Annotated in this window: 18 protein-coding genes; 7 read left to right on the forward strand and 11 right to left on the reverse strand. The window is 73.1% G+C overall.

What is annotated here, in order from left to right:
- Positions 1–181 precede the first annotated feature (181 nt).
- Both E0F75_RS23940 and E0F75_RS23945 read left to right on the forward strand, forming a co-directional pair.
- The gene (locus E0F75_RS23940; RefSeq protein WP_187624605.1) at positions 182–631 is read left to right on the forward strand and encodes a group III truncated hemoglobin; all 450 of its coding nucleotides are present in this window, start codon (positions 182–184) and stop codon (positions 629–631) included.
- A 114-nt stretch (positions 632–745) separates the two neighbouring features.
- Positions 746–1,159 (forward strand): VOC family protein, encoded by a 414-nt coding sequence (locus E0F75_RS23945; RefSeq protein ID WP_187624606.1) that lies wholly within the window; start codon positions 746–748, stop codon positions 1,157–1,159.
- A gap of 10 nt (positions 1,160–1,169) precedes the next feature.
- Here E0F75_RS23945 and E0F75_RS23950 read toward each other — a convergent pair whose 3' ends face one another.
- From E0F75_RS23950 to E0F75_RS23975, 6 genes are all read right to left on the reverse strand, one after another.
- Complete coding sequence (locus E0F75_RS23950) at positions 1,170–1,931, reverse strand: SDR family NAD(P)-dependent oxidoreductase (protein ID WP_187624607.1); 762 nt, start codon at positions 1,929–1,931, stop codon at positions 1,170–1,172.
- Positions 1,932–1,958: 27 nt separating this feature from the next.
- Complete coding sequence (locus E0F75_RS23955; RefSeq protein ID WP_187624608.1) at positions 1,959–3,428, reverse strand: MFS transporter; 1,470 nt, start codon at positions 3,426–3,428, stop codon at positions 1,959–1,961.
- A gap of 101 nt (positions 3,429–3,529) precedes the next feature.
- Positions 3,530–4,114, reverse strand: coding sequence for a TetR/AcrR family transcriptional regulator (locus E0F75_RS23960; protein WP_187624609.1), 585 nt, complete (start codon positions 4,112–4,114; stop codon positions 3,530–3,532).
- 57 nt (positions 4,115–4,171) lie between these two features.
- Entirely contained in the window at positions 4,172–4,543 is a 372-nt protein-coding gene (gene nirD / locus E0F75_RS23965) for a nitrite reductase small subunit NirD (protein WP_187624610.1), read from the reverse strand.
- Complete coding sequence (nirB, locus tag E0F75_RS23970) at positions 4,540–7,074, reverse strand: nitrite reductase large subunit NirB (RefSeq protein WP_187624611.1); 2,535 nt, start codon at positions 7,072–7,074, stop codon at positions 4,540–4,542. Before nirB ends, nirD begins: the two co-directional genes overlap by 4 nt.
- On the reverse strand, positions 7,071–8,342 hold the full coding sequence (locus E0F75_RS23975; protein ID WP_187624612.1) for an NAD(P)/FAD-dependent oxidoreductase: 1,272 nt from the start codon (positions 8,340–8,342) through the stop codon (positions 7,071–7,073). Before E0F75_RS23975 ends, nirB begins: the two co-directional genes overlap by 4 nt.
- Before the next feature lie 208 nt (positions 8,343–8,550).
- On the opposite strand from E0F75_RS23975, the gene E0F75_RS23980 reads away from it, so the two are divergent.
- From E0F75_RS23980 to E0F75_RS23990, 3 genes are read left to right on the forward strand one after another with little or no spacing between them, the layout of a single operon-like run.
- Positions 8,551–9,966 carry a ferric reductase-like transmembrane domain-containing protein gene (locus tag E0F75_RS23980; RefSeq protein ID WP_374115427.1) on the forward strand — a complete coding sequence of 472 codons (1,416 nt, stop codon included), beginning with the start codon at positions 8,551–8,553 and terminating at the stop codon, positions 9,964–9,966.
- Positions 9,959–10,168 (forward strand): hypothetical protein, encoded by a 210-nt coding sequence (locus E0F75_RS23985; RefSeq protein ID WP_187624613.1) that lies wholly within the window; start codon positions 9,959–9,961, stop codon positions 10,166–10,168. Before E0F75_RS23980 ends, E0F75_RS23985 begins: the two co-directional genes overlap by 8 nt.
- A gap of 37 nt (positions 10,169–10,205) precedes the next feature.
- The gene (locus E0F75_RS23990) at positions 10,206–10,991 is read left to right on the forward strand and encodes a TSUP family transporter (RefSeq protein ID WP_187624614.1); all 786 of its coding nucleotides are present in this window, start codon (positions 10,206–10,208) and stop codon (positions 10,989–10,991) included.
- Between the two features lie 54 nt (positions 10,992–11,045).
- On the opposite strand, the gene E0F75_RS23995 is transcribed toward E0F75_RS23990, so the two are convergent.
- From E0F75_RS23995 to E0F75_RS24015, 5 genes are all read right to left on the reverse strand, one after another.
- Positions 11,046–11,663, reverse strand: coding sequence for a class F sortase (locus E0F75_RS23995; protein ID WP_187624615.1), 618 nt, complete (start codon positions 11,661–11,663; stop codon positions 11,046–11,048).
- 79 nt (positions 11,664–11,742) lie between these two features.
- Positions 11,743–12,249, reverse strand: coding sequence for a hypothetical protein (locus E0F75_RS24000; RefSeq protein WP_187624616.1), 507 nt, complete (start codon positions 12,247–12,249; stop codon positions 11,743–11,745).
- Positions 12,250–12,633: 384 nt separating this feature from the next.
- On the reverse strand, positions 12,634–13,080 hold the full coding sequence (locus tag E0F75_RS24005; RefSeq protein ID WP_187624617.1) for a hypothetical protein: 447 nt from the start codon (positions 13,078–13,080) through the stop codon (positions 12,634–12,636).
- Complete coding sequence (locus E0F75_RS24010; RefSeq protein ID WP_187624618.1) at positions 13,077–14,789, reverse strand: right-handed parallel beta-helix repeat-containing protein; 1,713 nt, start codon at positions 14,787–14,789, stop codon at positions 13,077–13,079. Before E0F75_RS24010 ends, E0F75_RS24005 begins: the two co-directional genes overlap by 4 nt.
- A gap of 35 nt (positions 14,790–14,824) precedes the next feature.
- Positions 14,825–15,586 carry an aminotransferase class IV gene (locus E0F75_RS24015; RefSeq protein ID WP_187624619.1) on the reverse strand — a complete coding sequence of 254 codons (762 nt, stop codon included), beginning with the start codon at positions 15,584–15,586 and terminating at the stop codon, positions 14,825–14,827.
- Between the two features lie 92 nt (positions 15,587–15,678).
- Between E0F75_RS24015 and E0F75_RS24020 the strand changes: the two genes are divergently transcribed.
- Both E0F75_RS24020 and E0F75_RS24025 read left to right on the forward strand, forming a co-directional pair.
- The gene (locus E0F75_RS24020) at positions 15,679–16,338 is read left to right on the forward strand and encodes an NADPH-dependent FMN reductase (protein ID WP_187624620.1); all 660 of its coding nucleotides are present in this window, start codon (positions 15,679–15,681) and stop codon (positions 16,336–16,338) included.
- A 13-nt stretch (positions 16,339–16,351) separates the two neighbouring features.
- Positions 16,352–17,416: ABC transporter permease (locus E0F75_RS24025; protein ID WP_187624621.1), on the forward strand; the 1,065-nt coding region annotated here is incomplete at its 3' end.

The following is a 17,416-nucleotide window of genomic DNA, read 5'->3' on the forward strand; positions in this document are numbered from 1 at the left end:
GGAAACTAGGAGTACGGAATTGACAGTGCATCAACAAGGTGTGAAGGGGAAGAGGCGGGGCTCTGTCGGGCGGGCGGGGGCCTGCGGGGCCGGGGCCTCGCCGGGTGGGGTGGGGTGGGGAGGGGAGGGGAGGGGACGTTCGGCTCTACGGGCGGTCCGCCTCAGCGGGCACACTGGGGGTATGTGTGCCAGCCGGGATGTCAGTGGGCGGGGCGACCTCGACGTCGTGCTGCGGCGCTTCTATCGCGCCGCCTTCGCCGATCCGCTCATCGGGCCGTTCTTCACCGAGGTCGCCGGGACCGATCTCGAGGTCCATCTGCCGCGCATCACCGACTTCTGGGAGCGCGCCCTCTTCCGTACCGCCGACTACGGGCGGGACGCCTTCGCCCCGCATGCCGCGCTCCACTCCGCCCGGCCCCTCACCGCCGCCCACTTCGGGCGCTGGGTGCAGCTCTGGCAGGCCACCGTCGACGGCCTCCACACCGGCCCGCTGGCCGAGCGGGCCAAGGCGCAGGGCGAGCGGATCGCCCTCGCGATGCTGCGGCGGCTCGTCGGGCCGGGGGCCGGTACGGAGGGCACGGGCGGCGGGTTCGTACCGTTGGCGGCCCTTGAGCTGCGCTCCGCCGCCTGAGCGCAAAAAATCTTCGGGAGAGCGATGAGTTACGGGCGGGACGCCCGTCCTACCTCTTGAAGGCGCCGGAGCGACCGAAGCGACCGGAGCGACCGCAAGGGAAGAGAGCGCATCATGGCCCCGCAGATGATCTTCGTGAACCTGCCCGTCAAGAGTGTCGACGCCAGCAGGGCCTTCTTCGAGAAGCTCGGCTTCTCCCACAACCCGCAGTTCAGCGACGAGACGACCGCCTGTGTGGTCTTCAGCGACACGATCTTCGCGATGCTCCTCGAAGAGGACAAGTTCAAGTCCTTCATGGCCCCCGGCAAGGAGATCTCCGACGCCACCAAGGCCACCGAGGTCCTGGTCACCCTGAGCGCCGAGAGCCGTGAGAAGTGCGACGAGCTCGCCGACGCCGCCCTCGCCGCCGGCGGCACCCCCGCGAAGGAGGCGATGGACATGGACTTCATGTACGGCCGCTCCTTCACGGACCTGGACGGCCACCACTGGGAGGTCTTCTGGATGGACCCGGCGGCCGCCCAGGGCTGAGCCCCGCGCGTCAGGCGGAGACGCCGCCGTCGATCACCAGGTCCGTGCCGACGGCGGAGCCGGCCGCGTCCGACGCGAGGTACAGCACGGCCGCCGCCACCTCCGCGGCGGAGGAGATCCGGCCCAGCGGGGACTCCTGCTTCATCCGGACCTCCCGCTCGGCCTCCGTCTCGCCGGGTCGGAGCGACATCGCGGACTCCGAGGCGCCGGGGCTGACCGCGTTGATCCGGACCCCGTCGGCGATGTGGTCCAGGGCCGCGGCCCTGGTCAGTGCCGACACGGCCGCCTTCGAGACCTGGTAGCCGAAGACCCCGGGGATCCGGACGTGCGGGCCCAGGTTCGACGCGATGTTCACGATCGAGCCGCCCCCGTGCGCCCGCATGTGCGCCACCTCGGCCTGGAGGGCGTGCAGCACCCCCGTGACGTTGATGTCGAGCAGCGTCCGCCAGTCGTCCAGGGGGAAGTCGGCGGCGCTGTGGCCGCCCCGGAAGACCCCGGCGTTGTTCACGGCCACGTCGAGACCGCCGTAGACCTCGACCGTACGCCGGACCAGCTCCCGGACGGACCCGGCGTCGGCCACATCGGCCGTGACGGCCGCGGCGGTGCCCCCGGCGGCCTCGATCAGACCGACCGTCCCCTCCAGGGGCTCGGCGGTACGGCCGGCGACGACGACCTTCGCGCCCTCGGCGGCGAAGGCGAGCGCGATGGCCCGGCCGAGACCGGAACCGGCCCCGGTGACGAGGACGACGCGGTCGGTGAAGCGTGCGTTCATGTGAGTCGACTCCCGTGTGAGTGCTTGCTACTTGACGCGGATCGTGGTGACGGCGAGTGCGGTGAAGAGGGCGGCGGCGGCCGCCAGGGACACCGCGTCCCCGCCGAGGGTGAGCAGTGCGGCGAAGACCACGGTCGGGCCGAGTTCCATCGCCGTGTTCAGGACGCCGCCCGCGAGGCCCGCCCGGTGCGCCGGGACGCCCTCGGTGGCCAGGACGGCGGCGGCCGAGAAGGACAGGGCGCCGCCGGCCGGCAGCAGGAGCAGGCCGGGGAGCAGCCCGTACGCGTACGGCACCGAGGTGTCGAAACCGGTCGCGGCGAGCAGTCCGAGTCCGGCCGCCGCCGTCCCGAGCCCGGCCGCGGTCACGCGCCCGGGGCCGTACCGCCCGATGAGCGGGGCCGCCAGCCGCCCCGAGGCCAGCAGGGCGACCGCGAAGGGCACGAAGGCGGCGGAGGTCCGCAGTTCGTCCCAGCCGCGCTGCTGCTGGAAGGAGAGGGAGAGCAGGATGAAGACGGTGGCCGTGCCGGCCGCCGTGAGACCGATCGCCGCCAGGCCCAGGACCCGGCGGCCGTCGCGCAGGAAGTCCGGGGGCAGCAGCGGGTCGGCGGTGCGCCGCTCCACCGCCCCGAAGGCGGCCAGCAGGACCAGTCCGGCCAGGAGGGGGACGAGGACCGGGGCGGAGCCCCACGCGTGGGCGTCGGTGAGGACGAGCCCGAAGCTGGCGAGGGTGATCCCGGCGGTGGCGAGCAGGGCGCCGGGGAGGTCGAGCGACCGGCCGTTCGGAGCGGGGCCGCGTCCGGGCGCGGTCCCCGGCAGTACGCGCGGGGCCAGGAGCAGGGCCACGACGGTCACCGCCACCGGGACCGCGAACGTGCCGCGCCAGGAGGTGGCCCCCGCGATCACCCCCGAGAGCAGGTTCCCCGCGGTCGCGCCCAGTACGGAGAGGCCGCCCCAGGTGGCCATCGCCCTGCCGTACGCGGCCGGTTCGGGGAACAGGGACCGGAGCACCGCCATCGCCGCCGGGGCGACGAGCGCGGCGCCGACGCCCTGCCCGAACCGGGCGGCGAGCAGCGCCTCGTACCCGGGGGTGAGCGGCGCGAGGGCGGAGGCGGCGCCGAAGACCAGCAGTCCAGCGGTGAGGATCCGGCGCCCGCCGAAGCGGTCGGCGAGCCGCCCGCCGAAGAGGAGCAGCCCGGCGAAGGTCAGGCCGTACGCGGCGCTCAGCAGGATCAACTGGGCGCGGTCGAGACCGAATTCGGTGCCGATGCGGGGGAGGGGCACGGCGAGGGAGGCGAGCGTGAAGATGAGGGTCATCTGTACGGCCGCGAGGAGGGCGAAGCCTCCGCGGGTGCGGGGCTCGCGGGTGCGGCTCCCGGGCGTACGGCCTCCTCCGCCTGTACGGCCTCCGCGGGTGCGGCGCCCTGGTGTGCGGCTTCCTGGTGTGCGGCGCCCGCCGCTGGTGGCCCCGTGGGGTTCCTGCACCCTCGTCGACGACATTCCCGTCCCCCTGTACTTGACCGTACGTTCCAAAATGAGCCCCTGAGAAAGGGCGCCCCCCGTGGGCGCCCTTTCTTACGTCCTGCTCGGGTCCTACCGCCTCAGTCCAGCAGGCCCAACGCCTGTTCCGCCGCGTCCCGGACCCTGGCCGGGTCGCTCGACGCCTTGCCGACCACCCGGATCCCCTGGAGCAGTACCAGGAGCATGCGCGCCAGGGCGCGCGGGTCCCGGTCGGCCGGGAGCTCGCCCCCGGCGCGGGCCCGGGTGAGCGCCGCGTACAGGAGCGTCTCGATCTGCTCCCAGCTGAGCTCGACCCGGCGGGCCACCGCCGTGTCGTGCGGACCCAGTTCCGCCGCCGAGTTGGTGACGAAACAGCCGTTCAGCCGCGCGTCGTCGGCCGACGCCTCGGCGGCGAAGCGGCGGACGAGCGCGCGGACGGCCGGCAGGGCCGGGCCCGGGGCGGACAGCTCCTCGACGATCCGCGGGTCGCGGGTCTCCAGGTAGCGGTCCATCGCCTTCAGGTACAGCGCGTGCTTGTTCCCGAAGGTCGCGTAGATGCTGGCCCGGCCGACGCCGAGGTGCTCCACGAGGTCCGACATCGTCGTCGCCTCGTAGCCGCGCGCCCAGAACAGGTCGAGGGCGGCCTGGAGCGCGGCGTCGGGATCGAACTCCTTGGTCCTGGCCACAGGAAGACCGTACGACTATCTGGAACGGTCGGTCAAGTTACTTCGCTTCGTGCGACGTCACTCGTGCGACGTCACCCGTACCGGGAACACCGCCACCGCGACCCCGTCGTCGTCCAGGCACCGGCCCGTCTCCAGGTCGAAGCGCTGCTTCAGGAGCGGCGAGGCCACGAACGGCCGCCCGTCCGCCGAGCCGACGAGCCCGCGGGAGAGCACCTGGGCCCCCGTGAACGGGTCGCGGTTGTCGATCGCGTACGTGCGGCCCGAACGGTCCCGGAAGACCGCCGCCTGCCGGCCGTCCGGCAGCAGCGCGGCCACGCCCCTGCCCGGGGTCAGCCGGGCCTCCTCGCAGACCGTCACCCAGGAGCCGGGGACGGGGGAGATCTCTAGCGTGGTCGTGGTGGGAGTCGTGAGCGTCGTGAGGGTCGTCATCGGGAGGAAGCCCCTTCCAGCGTGCTGTTCGTCCTGCCGAGCGTCAGGATCGTGAGGTCCGGCTTGATCTGGTCGCGCTCCGGAACGAAGCGGACCGAGGGGTCCGGTGCCTCCGGTGCGTTCACGAAGGAGACGAAGCGCCGCAGCCGCTCCGGGTCGTCCAGGGTCTGCGCCCACTCGTCCTGGTAGTCGGCGACGTGCGCCGCCATCAGCGCCTCCAGCTCGTCGCAGAGCCCGAGCGAGTCGTGCACCACCACGTCCTTGAGGTGGTCGAGCCCGCCCTCCAGGCGCTCCAGCCAGGTCGACGTCCGCTCCAGGCGGTCCGCCGTCCGGATGTAGAACATCAGGAACCGGTCGATCAGGCGCACCAGTTCGGCGTCGGAGAGGTCCTGGGCGAGCAGGTCCGCGTGGCGCGGGGTCGCGCCGCCGTTCCCGCCGACGTACAGGTTCCAGCCGTTGGCCGTCGCGATGATCCCGAAGTCCTTCGACTGCGCCTCGGCGCACTCGCGGGCGCAGCCGGAGACCGCCGACTTGAGCTTGTGCGGGGCGCGCAGGCCCCGGTAGCGCAGCTCCAGCTGGATCGCCATCTTCACCGAGTCCTGGACGCCGTACCGGCACCAGGTCTGCCCCACGCAGGACTTGATCGTGCGCAGCGCCTTGCCGTACGCGTGCCCCGACTCGAAGCCCGCGTCGACCAGCCGGGTCCAGATCGACGGGAGCTGGTCCACCCGGGCGCCGAAGAGGTCGATCCGCTGGCCGCCGGTGATCTTCGTGTAGAGGCCGAAGTCGCGGGCCACCTCGCCGATCACGATCAGCTTGTCCGGGGTGATCTCACCGCCGGGGATGCGCGGCACGACCGAGTACGAGCCGTTGCGCTGCATGTTGGCGAGGAAGTGGTCGTTGGTGTCCTGGAGGGAGGCCTGCTCGCCGTCCAGGATGTAGCCGTTGTTGAGGGAGGCGAGGATCGAGCCGACGGTCGGCTTGCAGACCTCGCAGCCCTCGCCGCCCCGCGACTCCTCCCGGCCGTGCGAGTCGAGCAGTGCGGCGAAGGAGGTCACCCGCAGGGTGCGGGCGATCTCGTACAGCTCGCTCCGGGTGTACGAGAAGCAGCCGCACAGGCCCTTGTCGGTCGGCGCCGGCAGCAGCTTCTCGATGATCTTCACGCAACTGCCGCAGCCCGTACCGGCCTTGGTGCACTTCTTCACCTCGGCGAGCGAGGAGCACTCGCCGATCGCGTGCTTCGTCACGTTGTGGCAGGAGCAGATCACCGCGTCGTCCGGCAGCGCCGAAGGCCCCAGCGCCACCGGTGCGCCCGCGCCCGCCGGAAGGACCAGCTGCTCGGGGGAGACCGGCGGCACGGTGCCGGTGAGCGGGCGGAGCAGGCCGTACTGCTCGGCGTCGCCGACCAGGACGCCGCCGAGGAGGACGCCGTCGCCGCTCACGACCAGCTTCTTGTAGACGCCCGAGCGGGAGTCGGAGTACACGACGTCGAGGCAGCCCTCGGCCGTGCCGTGGGCGTCGCCGAACGACGCGACGTCCACGCCGAGCAGCTTCAGCTTCGTCGACATGTCGGCGCCGGTGAAGCCGTCGCCCTCGCCCGCCTCCTCCGCGAGGGTCGCGGCCACCGTCTGCGCCATCTCGTAGCCCGGCGCCACCAGGCCGTACACCCGCCCGTCCGAGGCGAGCGCGCACTCGCCGATCGCGAAGACCGCCGGGTCGGAGGTACGGCACTGCTCGTCGACCGCGATGCCTCCGCGCTCCCCGACGGTCAGGCCGCAGTCGCGGGCCAGCTGGTCCCGGGGCCGTACACCGGCCGAGAACACGACCAGGTCCGTGGCGAGTTCGGAGCCGTCCGACAGCTTCATGCCCGTGACCGAGCCGTCCGCCGTCACGACCTCCTGCGTGCCCGTCCCCGTGTGGACGGTCAGCCCCATCCGCTCGATCGTGCGCAGCAGCGCGGCGCCGCCGCCCTCGTCGACCTGCACCGGCATCAGCCGGGGCGCGAACTCCACGACGTGGGTGTCGAGTCCGAGATCCTTGAGGGCGCCGGCCGCCTCCAGGCCGAGCAGACCGCCGCCGACGACCGCTCCGGTCGTCGCCGTCTTCGCGTACTCCTCGATGGCGAGGAGGTCCTCGATCGTCCGGTAGACGAAACAGCCGCGGGCGTCCTTGCCGGGGACGGGGGGCACGAAGGGGTACGAGCCGGTGGCGAGGACGAGTGCGTCGTACGCGAAGACCCGCCCGGAGCGGGCGGTGACCGTACGGGCCTCCCGGTCCACCGACTCCGCCGCGTCGCCGACGTACAGCTCGATGCCGTGCTTCTCCATGAAGCCCGCCTCGACCATCGACAGGTCGTCCGGGGTCTTCCCGGAGAAGTACGAGGTCAGCTGGACGCGGTCGTAGGCGGGGCGCGGCTCCTCGCAGAGGACGACGATCCTGGCCCGCTCGGTGACACCGCGGTCGGCGAGCGACTCCAGGAACCGCTGGCCGACCATTCCGTGGCCGACCAGGACGATGGTGGGGGTGGTCATGAGGAGCCTCCGTCGTGGGTGAGCAGGTGCAGCAGGGGGGCCTCGTCGGGCAGGGCTTCGTCGCCCTCCCAGGCCCGGGCGAGCGTGCCGACGGCGGCCAGATCGCCGAGGAGGACGCCACCGACGAGGCGGTCTCCGCGGACGACGACCTTGCGGTAGGCGCGGCGGGTGGCGTCGGTGAGCTGGACGACGTCGTCGCCGGGTTGCGGGGTGGCGTCGCCGAAGGCGGCGAGGTCGAGAGGTTGGGCGCCGCCCAGAGTGAGCCGGGTCAGGGCACGGGTCCCGGTGTACCCCGTCGCGGGACGATTGCCCACACGGGGGTGGGTGGGGGTCGGGGTCGCCGTGGGGGCCGCGTTCGCGAGGGCGGGTGCCTCCGCCAGGAGGACCTCCGTCAGCGCGTCCGCCTGGTCCAGGGCCGGGCCCGCCAGGCCGTAGACCCTGCCCCCGTGTTCCGCGCAGTCGCCGATCGCGTGGATGGCCGGGTCCGACGTCCGGAGTTCGTCGTCGACCACGATCCCCGTCGCCACCGCGAGCCCCGCCTCCCGTGCCAGGGCCACCCGAGGGCGGACCCCGCACGCCAGGACCACGACCTGCGCGTCGAGGACGAAGCCGTCGGCCAGTTCGACCGCCGTCACCTCGCCGTCCCGCTGCCGCAGACCGCTCACCCGGCACTCGGTGTGCACCTCGACCCCGAGCGACTCGACGTGCTCACGCAGCAATGCCGACGCGTGCTCGTCGAGTTGGCGTTCCATCAGGCGCTCGCCCTGCTGGGTGAGCACCACCTCCGCGCCGAGCGCGGCCAGCGCCCGCGCCGCCGAGACCCCGAGGAGCCCGCCGCCGATGACCACCGCCCGCACCCCGGGCCGTACCCGGTCGCGCAGCGCCTGGCAGTCGTCGAGCGTACGGAAGGCGTGGACGCCCTCCGGCAGCTCCGCCCCGCCCGGGCCGCGCAGTCCGCGCAGCGGAGGGAGCACCGGGTTGGAGCCCGTGGCCAGGACCAGACGGTCGTAGCCGACGAGCGAACCGTCCGCGCACACCACCGTCCGGGCCGCCCGGTCGATCCGCACCGCCCGCACCCCGAGCCGTACCGGCTCGCGGGTCCCGGGCAGGGCGATCACCTCGGGGGCGTACCGCCCGGCGAGGACGTCGGCGAGCAGCACCCTGTTGTACGGGGCGTGCGGCTCCTCGCCGAGGAGGGTGACGGGCAGGCGCTGGGCGAGCCGGGCGCCCGCCGTTCCGCCCCCGACCACCACGATCCGTGTACTCATACCGGGAAGCGTGCGCGGCCGGTGTTACCCGACGGCATCCCGACTGTTTCCCGTACGGAACGCTGATCTCCGTCCCCCGCCCCGTCCGCTGTGAGGCCGGGCGGGGCGGCCGTCAGGGTTAACCCGTGGTCAGGCTCGGCTCAAGCCAGGCTTAAGGATCGGAGGGAGGGAGCTGAGCTGCGGATTCCCGTATACGGGCGGACCTACTGTGCCGGATGTGACCACCGAGGCCAGCCATCCTCTCTACGTACGCATCCACCCCCTCCGCGCCGAACCGGCCCCCGCGCCGCCGGCACCCGCCCCGCCCCTTCCCGCCCTGCGGCTCGCCCCCGGGCGCCTGCGGACCGCGATCCTCGGCGGCGCCGGGGCCGTCGCCCTGCTCTGGGGTGTCCAGGCCCGGCCCTCCGCCCGCCTCGACGCCTTCTTCGCGTCCGGCGCGCACCTCACCGGTCTGCTCGCCGGGTACGGCGTCCTCGTCCTGCTGCTGCTCATGGCCCGCGTCCCGGCCGTCGAGCACGGCGTGGGCGCCGACCGGCTCGCCCGCTGGCACGCCCTCGGCGGCCGGTACGTCCTCGGCCTGATCGGCGCGCACGCGCTCCTCGCGCTCTGCGGTTACGCCGTACACACCCGTACCGACCTCGTCACCGCCACCGGGGGCCTCCTCTCGTACGGGGCGATCGCCGCCGCCACCGCCGGCACCGTCCTCTTCGTCGCGGTCGGTGTCACCTCCGCCCGGGCCGTACGGAGCCGGGTCAGGCACGAGATCTGGCGGGCCGTCCACCTCGGCGGGCTGCTCGCCGCCGCCCTCGGCTTCGTCCACCAGCTCGCCGGACCCGACATCGCCGACAGCCTCCCCGTCCGCTGGCTCTGGTCGATGGCCCACGGCACCGTCGCCGTCCTCCTCCTCTGGTACCGGCTCGTCGTCCCCGTCCGCGCCGCCCTCCGCCACGAGCTGCGGGTCGTCGAGGTCCGTGACGAGGGCCCTGGCGTCGTCTCGGTGCTCGTCCGGGGCAGGGGAGTGGCCCGACTGTGCGCCGAACCCGGCCAGTTCTTCCGCTGGCGCTTCCTGCGGCGCGGGCTCTGGGCGACCGCCCTGCCCTTCTCCCTCTCCGCGCCCGTCCGCGACGACACCCTGCGGATCACCGTCAAGGCGCTCGGCGACCACACCCGCCGCATCCGCCGCCTCCGCCCCGGCGTCCGGGTCCTCGCCTCCGGCCCCTTCGGCGCACTCACCGCCCACCGCCGCACCCGCCGCAAGGTGCTGCTGCTCGCCGGAGGCGTCGGCATCACGCCGCTGCGCGCCCTGTTCGAGACGCTGCCCGGCGGTCCCGGCGACGTGACCCTCCTCTACCGGGCCTCCGACGCCGCCGGGCTCGTCCTGCGCGAGGAGCTGGAGGCCATCGCCCGCGAACGGCAGGCCGCCCTCCACTTCCTCCTCGGCCGCTCCGACGACTCCTTCGACCCCCTCGCGCCGCGCGCCCTGCGCCATCTGGTGCCGGACCTCGCCGCCCACGACGTCTACCTCTGCGGGCCGCCCGCCATGGCCCGCGCCGCCACCGCCAACCTGATCCGGGCCGGGGTGCCGGCCTCCCGCATCCACAGCGAGGACTTCGACCATGCCTAGACACGGTGCTCCCCGCGTCCCCCGCGCCCCGCGCGTCCACTCCGTCGAGCAGGCCCGGCGCCGGCTCGCCGCCGCCCTCCTCGGCGCCGGCGCGCTCGCCGCGACCCTCCTCACGGCCTCCGTCTCCCCGGCCGCGCCGCCGGCCCCGGACCGGGGTCCGGGCGCCGCAAGCTCAGACGTAGCTCAACTCTCCAGAGATTGATGGACGGGGCAACGATCGCCTCCCTAGGCTCACGGGCATGCCCGAGATCTCACTGACCACCCTTGTCCTGCTGTGCCTCGCCGCGCTCGTGGCGGGCTGGATCGACGCGGTGGTCGGCGGCGGCGGGCTGCTCCTGCTGCCCGCCCTGCTGCTCGGGCTGCCGAACGTCCAGGCCGCGCACATCCTCGGCACCAACAAGGCCGTCGCGATCGTCGGCACCACCGGGGCCGCGATCACCTACGTCCGCAAGGCACCCGTGCGGGTCTGGACGGCGGTCCGCATCGGGCTCGCCGCCCTCACCGGCTCCATGGTCGGCGCCTTCTTCGCGGCGGGCATCGGCAGCGACGTCCTGCGCCCGGTGATCATGGTCGTCCTGCTCGCGGTGGCGGCCTTCGTGATGCTGCGGCCGTCGTTCGGCGCGAAGGCCGAGGGGGAGGAGCGGGCGCCGCTGACCCGGGCCCGGATCGTCACCGCGATCGTCGTGGTCGGCGGCGGGATCGGCTTCTACGACGGCCTGTTCGGCCCCGGCACCGGCACCTTCCTGGTGCTCGCGCTGACCGCCGTCCTCCATCTCGACCTGGTGACCGCCTCGGCGACCGCGAAGATCGTCAACGTCTGCACCAACGCGGGCGCGCTCGCGATGTTCGCGTACCAGGGCAGCGTGTACTGGCAGCTCGCCGCCGTCATGGCGGTCTTCAACCTGATCGGCGGGACGGTCGGGGCGCGGATGGCGCTCAGCAAGGGCGCCGAGTTCGTGCGCGGGGTGCTGCTCGTGGTGGTGCTCTCGCTGGTCGCGAAGCTCGCCTTCGACCAGTGGGCCTGACCTTCATCGGACGTCCCCGGGCGCGACGGGCCACCCGACCGGCCACCGGGCCTGCTACCGCACCCCGATGAGGTGGCCGAAGGCGACCACGTTCCCCTGGTAGCCGTTCTTCTTCGAGAAGCCGCCGCCACAGGTGATCACCCGGATCTCCGCGCGGTTCGCCTCGTCGTACACCTTCCGGTCGGGGAAGTCCTTGTTCCCGTAGACCTCGACCGCGTCGACCGTGAACACCGCGGTCCGCCCGTCCTGCCGGTCGACCTCGATCCGGTGGCCCTTCTTCAGGGCGCCGAGCGTGTAGAAGACGGCGGGTCCTTCGGCGTTGTCGACATGGCCCGCGACGATCGCCGTGCCCTTGGCGCCGGGCGGGGTGCCGTTCTCGTACCAGCCGGCCATGTTCCGGTTCCCGGCCGGCGGTACGCCGAGCGAACCGTCCGAGGCCAGGCCGAGCCGCATCATCGGGGTGTCCACATCGGTCTCGGGGATGCGCAGCCGGACCGGCGCCGAGGGCGGCAGGGGGTCGGCGGCGGCGTCGGTGTGCACGCTCGGCCCGGCGGCGAAGGCCTGGGCGGCCGACGGCACGGGTGGCGTGACCTGCTCGGAGCCGTTCTGGACGAGCCAGAGCCCGACGCAGGCGGCCACGGCTATGCCCCAGCCCTTGCTCCTGTTGCCCACCTGGGCTCCCTGGGGTGTGGCCCTGCCCCCGCCGGGCCGTGATCGGGCGCTCCGGCGGGGGCAGGACAGGCGGATGGTCTCAGTGGCCCTGCGCGCCGCTCGCCCGGCGGCGCAGGAGCCAGACCCCGCCCACGGCAGCTGCGGCCAGCACCGCCGCGCCTGCCGTGACCTGGGCGATGTCGGGGCCGACGCTGCCCCCGACACCGGTCTGGACGTGGCCGCTGGGACGGCGGTGCTTGACGGTCAGGTCGCCCCGGGCCGTCTTGCCGTTGTCGCAGGCCACGCTGATGCCGTACGTGCCGGCCTTGGCGTGCTCCGGTACGTGGAACTGGCCGACCACGACCTCCTTGTGCGTGCTCGGGCTCAGCTGGAACTCGCCCGCGCCGAGCGAGTTCGCGTCCCCGACGCCGCGGCCGTGCTTGCCGCAGGCGAGCGTGTTCACGGTGACGGTGGTGCCGGGTTCGGCATCGGAGGGGAAGATCTCCAGCCACTCGGAGTCGCCGGCGAATGCCGAGGGGACGGCGAGGGCTCCGATCGCGGCGACCGTCAGCGCGGTACCGGTGAACAGGCGGGCAATGGTGCGCATGGGGGGCCTCCGGGGCGCGCGAGCGGTCGAGCGGGGCGGTCCTCCCGGGAGGGACTTCCCGGAACGGCCTTCTGTGACCGAGATAAGAGCCGCCGCGCGCGCCGCGCCTCCTGATGAGGCATCAGGATTGGGCCGTCCGATACGGTGTGTCGCCTGGATGTTCTGTGTTTACGCAGGTCAGGGCGGGTTCCGTTGTGTCAGCTGACGCCCCGTGCCGAACGGGTGACCAGATGCCGCCCGGCAGGCGGGTCCGCCTTGTCCTGCGCACCCGCAAGACGTCCGCCAGGGCACCCCGAAGACGCCCGCCGGGCGCCCGCAAGACGCCACCGGGCACCCGCAAGACGTCCGCCAGGCGGGGGGCCCCTGCCCCCCGTCCAGCCCCCGTCAGACCCCCGTCAGGCCGGTGATCGCCGCCAGGGCCCACTCCTGCGCGCCCACCGTCGTGCCGGCCGCGATGCCGGTGGCCACCGGGGCGAGCGCGCCCCGGAGCGTGGTGAGCGCCCGGCGCACCCTGCCCTCCTCGACCGGCTCCTCCTGGCCGATCACCGCCAGGACCTCCTCGGCCGCCTCCTGGGTGTCCCGTCGGTCCTGCTCCCCGAGGCCCGCCCGGGGGAGCTGCCGGAGAAGCTCGTCGATTCGCTCGGCGAGTGCCTCGTACCCCGGGGCGACCGGGCCGGGCGGGCCGTTGTTCTGCTGGTTCTGGGTGGCGTTCTCGTTGCCCCAGGCGAACTGGCCCTGCGAGACGGCGCCGTTGAACACCGGTCCGTTGTACTGGTTCACCTGGGGTGTGCCGTTCCCCGTTGCGTCGTTCTCGTCCGGTCGGTCGTTCATGAGCGGGAACCGTCTCCTTCCGTCCTCTGCTGGTTCTGGGTGACGTTCTCGTTGCCCCAGGCCACCTGGATGTCCCGGACCGGTTCGTTGAAGACCGGCCCGTTGAAGATGTTGATGATCTGCTGCGGCGGCCCGGCCGGCTTCTCCGCGTGCCGGAGGACCTTGAGCGAGGTCCGCAGCCCGACCGTCTCGACCCTGCCGTTGCCGACGACGGCCACCCCTCGGGTGCCGTTCACCGTGCAGTCCACCAGCTGCCCGCCGGCCTCCGCTTCGAAACTCGCGCCGGCGTGCGCGCAGTCGGTGAACTCGCTCCGCGCGATGTCGAGGTACGCGGAGCCCGTCCCGTAGACGCCGAGCGCCCCCGAGCCGTTCACGGTGAGGTTCCGTGCGATGAGCCGTCCGCTGCCGAGGGCTCCGGCCCCGGCGCCGCTCACCGCCGTGACGACGCTGTCGGTCACGCGCAGTTGGGCCTCGTCGGAGACCCCGAAGCCGAGGATGCCGTGCTCCGCCGTCACGTTCCTGAGCGTGACGCGGGACTGGCCGCCGATGGCCACGGCGGCGATCTCGCAGTCGCGGAACACGGTGTCGGTGATCTCGGCCGTGGTGCCGCCGTTGCCCCTGGCCTCCAGACCGGACTGGCAGCGGTCCACCCGTATGTCCTCGAACGTGGCCCCGGAGTCGTCGAAGACCCGCAGCGCGGTGTTCGTCAGGTCCTCGACCGCGATGCCGGTGAAACGGCCCCGGGAGCTCTCGGTGACCGCGATCCCGACGTTGCCCCCGGAGATGCGGCCTCCGTGCACCTCCGGCGCGCCGCCCTTGGTCGCGAACACCGCGATGTTGCCGGAGCCGAGCACCTGGCAGTCCTCGAACCGGCCCCGGGCGTCCGTCTGTACGTTGATGCCGGTGTCGTGGCAGTCGTCGAGGACGCAGTCCCGAACCACCGGGTCGGCGCCGCTCGCCGCGCCGATCCCGTGCCGGGCACCGGTGACCCTCGTACGGTCGACGGAGCCCCGGGACTGCTCGGTGAACATGATCCCCTCGCCGTGCACGGCGGTGATCACGCAGTCCGCCACGACGAGCCGCGCGCGGGCGTCCGCCGTGAGGGCCGCCCGGCCGGTGCCGGTCAGCTCGCAGTCGACGACCTCTGCGTGCGCGTCGCTGACCCGCAGCCCGTGGATCCTGCTGCCCTCGATCCTGCTGCCCCGGACCGAGACGCGCGCGCCCTCGATCACGGCGATCGCGTTGTCGGCGGCGTCGGTGAACCGGCAGCGCTCGACCAGCCCCGCAGCCCCGGCGAAGAGCGCCCGGCCGTGGGCCACCATGCTGTCCCGCAGGCTGACCGTGGAGTGCGGCCGCGCGTGCACGGCCACGCCGCTGTGCGCCCAGATCTCGGTGTGCTCGAGGGTGAGCGTGCCCGCGTGGCAGGCGACGACGTCCGCCTCGCGGCCGACCAGTGTGAGGCCGTGCACCCGGACCGATCCGGCGGTGTCCAGGACGGTGCTCCTCGGCAGGTCGACCACGACGGAGCCGGGGCCCTCGGCCGCGACCAGCTGCACGTCGCCCCGGACGGTGAGTGCCTCCTCGTACCGGCCGGGCGCGATCTCGATCAGGGCCGGCCGGCCCCGTGCGGCCGCCGCCCGGAGCGCCGACGTGATGTCGGGGTGGGCACGCCGGCCGCCGCGCGGCGCGACGACGTATCTCGCGGCCATTCCGATGGCTCCCCCCGTGTCGATCCCGAGTCGTTCTACAACTCGTCCCACTCCACCGAGTCGTATGTCGAGTACACCCGCTCCATCAGCTCCTCGTCCAGCGTGAACGTCACCTCGTCGATCGCCGTCACGGCCGCGATGGAACGGGAGTTGGTGACGAGCGCGGCCCGGTAGCCGGAGAGGTCGGCCAGGGTGACCGGGCGCCGGACCGAGGGCAGGCGGGGCTCAAGAAGGGCCATGGTGATGCCTTCGAGACAGGGCGCCGACGGCCAGACCAGGGAAGTCCCGTCCCAGAAGGCGATGTTGGTGACGGCTCCCTCGGCGATCTCGCCGTACGGGGAGGTCAGCACGGCCTCGTCGTAGCCGGCGCGCTGGGCCGCCTCGCGGTGGTAGCTCTGGCCGAAGCCGCCGAGGTGCTTGATGTGCGGCGCGGGTCGCCAGTACTCGGCGGTCGTCAGGCGCTGCGGGGCGCCGAGGCCGTCCGGGGCGGGTGCGGCGACGGTGACCACGACGCGGACGTCCGGGTAGACGTACACCCGTACCGAGGCGTTCCGCTGCCCGGAGGTCTCCAGGGCGCCGGTGATCAGGGCGCGGACCCGCTTGCCGTCCAGCTCCTGGTCGAAGAGCTCGCGGGTCGCGCGGTCGAGACGGGCGAGATGCAGGTCGAGGCCCTTCACCCGCCCGTCCCGCACCTGCATCGCCGTGAAGTGACCGAAGCCGGACATGAGGGCGGCGAGCAGCCCGGGGTCGGCCGCGGGGACGCCGTCGATCTCGATGTATGGGGGCGGAGTCGTCATGCACTCACCGTACGTCCGGGGAAACGGCCTTGGGAAAGAGCCGTAGAACGTCGCTTGACCTCAACCAAACTTGAGGTACCACGATCATCGGCATGGACATCGCGAACGCCTCCACGGCCACCGTCTCCCCCGCCTCCTCCGAGGCTCCCGCCGCTGCGGAGGGGGCTTCCGCCCCCGCGCCCCTCACCCTCGCCCTCGTCGTCGCCAGCGACCGCGAAGGCCGCTTCGCCCCCGTCGTGACCGACTGGTTCCGCTCCCGGCTCGCCGAGCGCGAGGACTTCACCGTCACCGTCGTCGACCTCGCCGAGACCGACCTCCCCACCTCCCTCTCGTACGACCCGTCCCCGGCCGTCCGCGCCGAACTCGCCAAGATCACCCCGGTGCTGGAGGAAGCCGACGCGTACGTCGTCATCACCCCCGAGTACAACCACTCCTTCCCCGCGGCCCTCAAGAACCTGATCGACCGGCACTACACCGAATGGCAGGCCAAGCCCGTCGGCTTCGTCTCCTACGGCGGCATCTCCGGCGGCCTGCGGGCCGTCGAGCAGCTCCGGCAGGTGTACGCCGAGATGCACGCGGTCACCGTCCGCGACACCGTCTCCTTCCACCACGCCCACGGACTGTTCGACGAGGACGGCCGGCACAAGGACCCCGCCGCCGCGGAGGGGGCCGCCAAGGCCCTCCTCGACCAGCTCGGCTGGTGGGGACGCGCCCTCAAGGACGCCAAGTCCGTCCGCCCGTACGGCGCGTGAGGGAGTCGTCATCGTGCTGCTGCGACTTCTCGCGCCCCGCCTCAGGCCGTACCGCTCCCTCCTCGTCCTCCTCGTCGCCCTTCAGCTCGTCCAGTCCCTCGCCTCGCTCGCCCTGCCCGCCCTCAACGCCGGCGTCATCGACCAGGGCGTCCTGCGCGGCGACACCGACCGTGTCCTCAGCGGCGGCGCCGCGATGGTCGCCGTCACCCTCCTCCAGGCGGCGGCCGCGGCCGCCGCCACCTACACCGGCGCCCGGGTCGCCATGGGCGTCGCCCGCGACCTGCGCTCCGAAGTCTTCCGCCGCGTCCAGGAGTTCTCCGCGCGGGAGCGGGGCCGCTTCGGCGCCGCCTCCCTGATCACCCGTACGACCAACGACGTCCAGCAGATCCAGACGTTCACCGTCCTCGTCCTGACCATGCTGGTCGCCGCACCGCTCCTCTGCTTCGGCGGCATCGCCATGGCCCTGCGCCAGGACGTGCCGCTCGCCCTGGTGCTGCTGCTCTTCGTGCCGGTGATGACCGGGGCCGTCGGCACCGTCGTCCTGCGGATGCGGCCGCTCTTCAAGGGCATGCAGGAGCGCGTCGACCGCGCCAACCGGGTGCTGCGCGAGCAGATCACCGGCGTCCGGGTGGTCCGCGCCTTCGTCCGTGACCGGCACGAGCGGGAACGGTTCGCCGCCGCCAACGACGAACTCCTCTCCGTCGGCCTCCGGGCCGGCCGGCTCCAGGCGCTGATGTTCCCGACGGTGCTCATCGTCTGGGAGCTGACGACCGTCGCCCTCGTGTACGTCGGCGCCCACCGCATCGACTCCGGCGCACTCCAGCCCGGCGGGCTCGTGGCCTTCCTCGGCTATCTGCTCCAGACCTCGATGTCCGTGATGATGGTCGTCTTCCTCCTCATGCACATGCCCCGGGCCGAGGCGGGCGCCGTCCGCGTCGGCGAGGTGCTCGACACCCGCTCGTCCGTCGTCCTGCCGGCCTTCCCGGTCCGTACCTCGGACGGCCGGGGGCATCTGGAGGTGCGGAGCGCGGACTTCCGGTACCCGGGTGCGGAGGAGTCGGTCCTCAGGGACGTCGGG

This window comes from Streptomyces sp. CB02980 (genome assembly GCF_014451325.2).
GTDB lineage: Bacteria > Actinomycetota > Actinomycetes > Streptomycetales > Streptomycetaceae > Streptomyces.

What these genes read in the sequence shown, in the direction of transcription:
- E0F75_RS23940 (WP_187624605.1), top strand. Translation starts at nt 182, where the DNA reads ATGTGTGCCAGCCGGGATGTCAGTGGGCGGGGCGACCTCGACGTCGTG.
- E0F75_RS23945 (WP_187624606.1), top strand. Translation starts at nt 746, where the DNA reads ATGGCCCCGCAGATGATCTTCGTGAACCTGCCCGTCAAGAGTGTCGAC.
- E0F75_RS23950 (WP_187624607.1), bottom strand. Translation starts at nt 1,931, where the DNA reads ATGAACGCACGCTTCACCGACCGCGTCGTCCTCGTCACCGGGGCCGGT.
- E0F75_RS23955 (WP_187624608.1), bottom strand. Translation starts at nt 3,428, where the DNA reads ATGTCGTCGACGAGGGTGCAGGAACCCCACGGGGCCACCAGCGGCGGG.
- nirD (WP_187624610.1), bottom strand. Translation starts at nt 4,543, where the DNA reads ATGACGACCCTCACGACGCTCACGACTCCCACCACGACCACGCTAGAG.
- nirB (WP_187624611.1), bottom strand. Translation starts at nt 7,074, where the DNA reads ATGACCACCCCCACCATCGTCCTGGTCGGCCACGGAATGGTCGGCCAG.
- E0F75_RS23975 (WP_187624612.1), bottom strand. Translation starts at nt 8,342, where the DNA reads ATGAGTACACGGATCGTGGTGGTCGGGGGCGGAACGGCGGGCGCCCGG.
- E0F75_RS23985 (WP_187624613.1), top strand. Translation starts at nt 9,959, where the DNA reads ATGCCTAGACACGGTGCTCCCCGCGTCCCCCGCGCCCCGCGCGTCCAC.
- E0F75_RS23990 (WP_187624614.1), top strand. Translation starts at nt 10,206, where the DNA reads ATGCCCGAGATCTCACTGACCACCCTTGTCCTGCTGTGCCTCGCCGCG.
- E0F75_RS24000 (WP_187624616.1), bottom strand. Translation starts at nt 12,249, where the DNA reads ATGCGCACCATTGCCCGCCTGTTCACCGGTACCGCGCTGACGGTCGCC.
- E0F75_RS24005 (WP_187624617.1), bottom strand. Translation starts at nt 13,080, where the DNA reads ATGAACGACCGACCGGACGAGAACGACGCAACGGGGAACGGCACACCC.
- E0F75_RS24010 (WP_187624618.1), bottom strand. Translation starts at nt 14,789, where the DNA reads ATGGCCGCGAGATACGTCGTCGCGCCGCGCGGCGGCCGGCGTGCCCAC.
- E0F75_RS24015 (WP_187624619.1), bottom strand. Translation starts at nt 15,586, where the DNA reads ATGACGACTCCGCCCCCATACATCGAGATCGACGGCGTCCCCGCGGCC.
- E0F75_RS24020 (WP_187624620.1), top strand. Translation starts at nt 15,679, where the DNA reads ATGGACATCGCGAACGCCTCCACGGCCACCGTCTCCCCCGCCTCCTCC.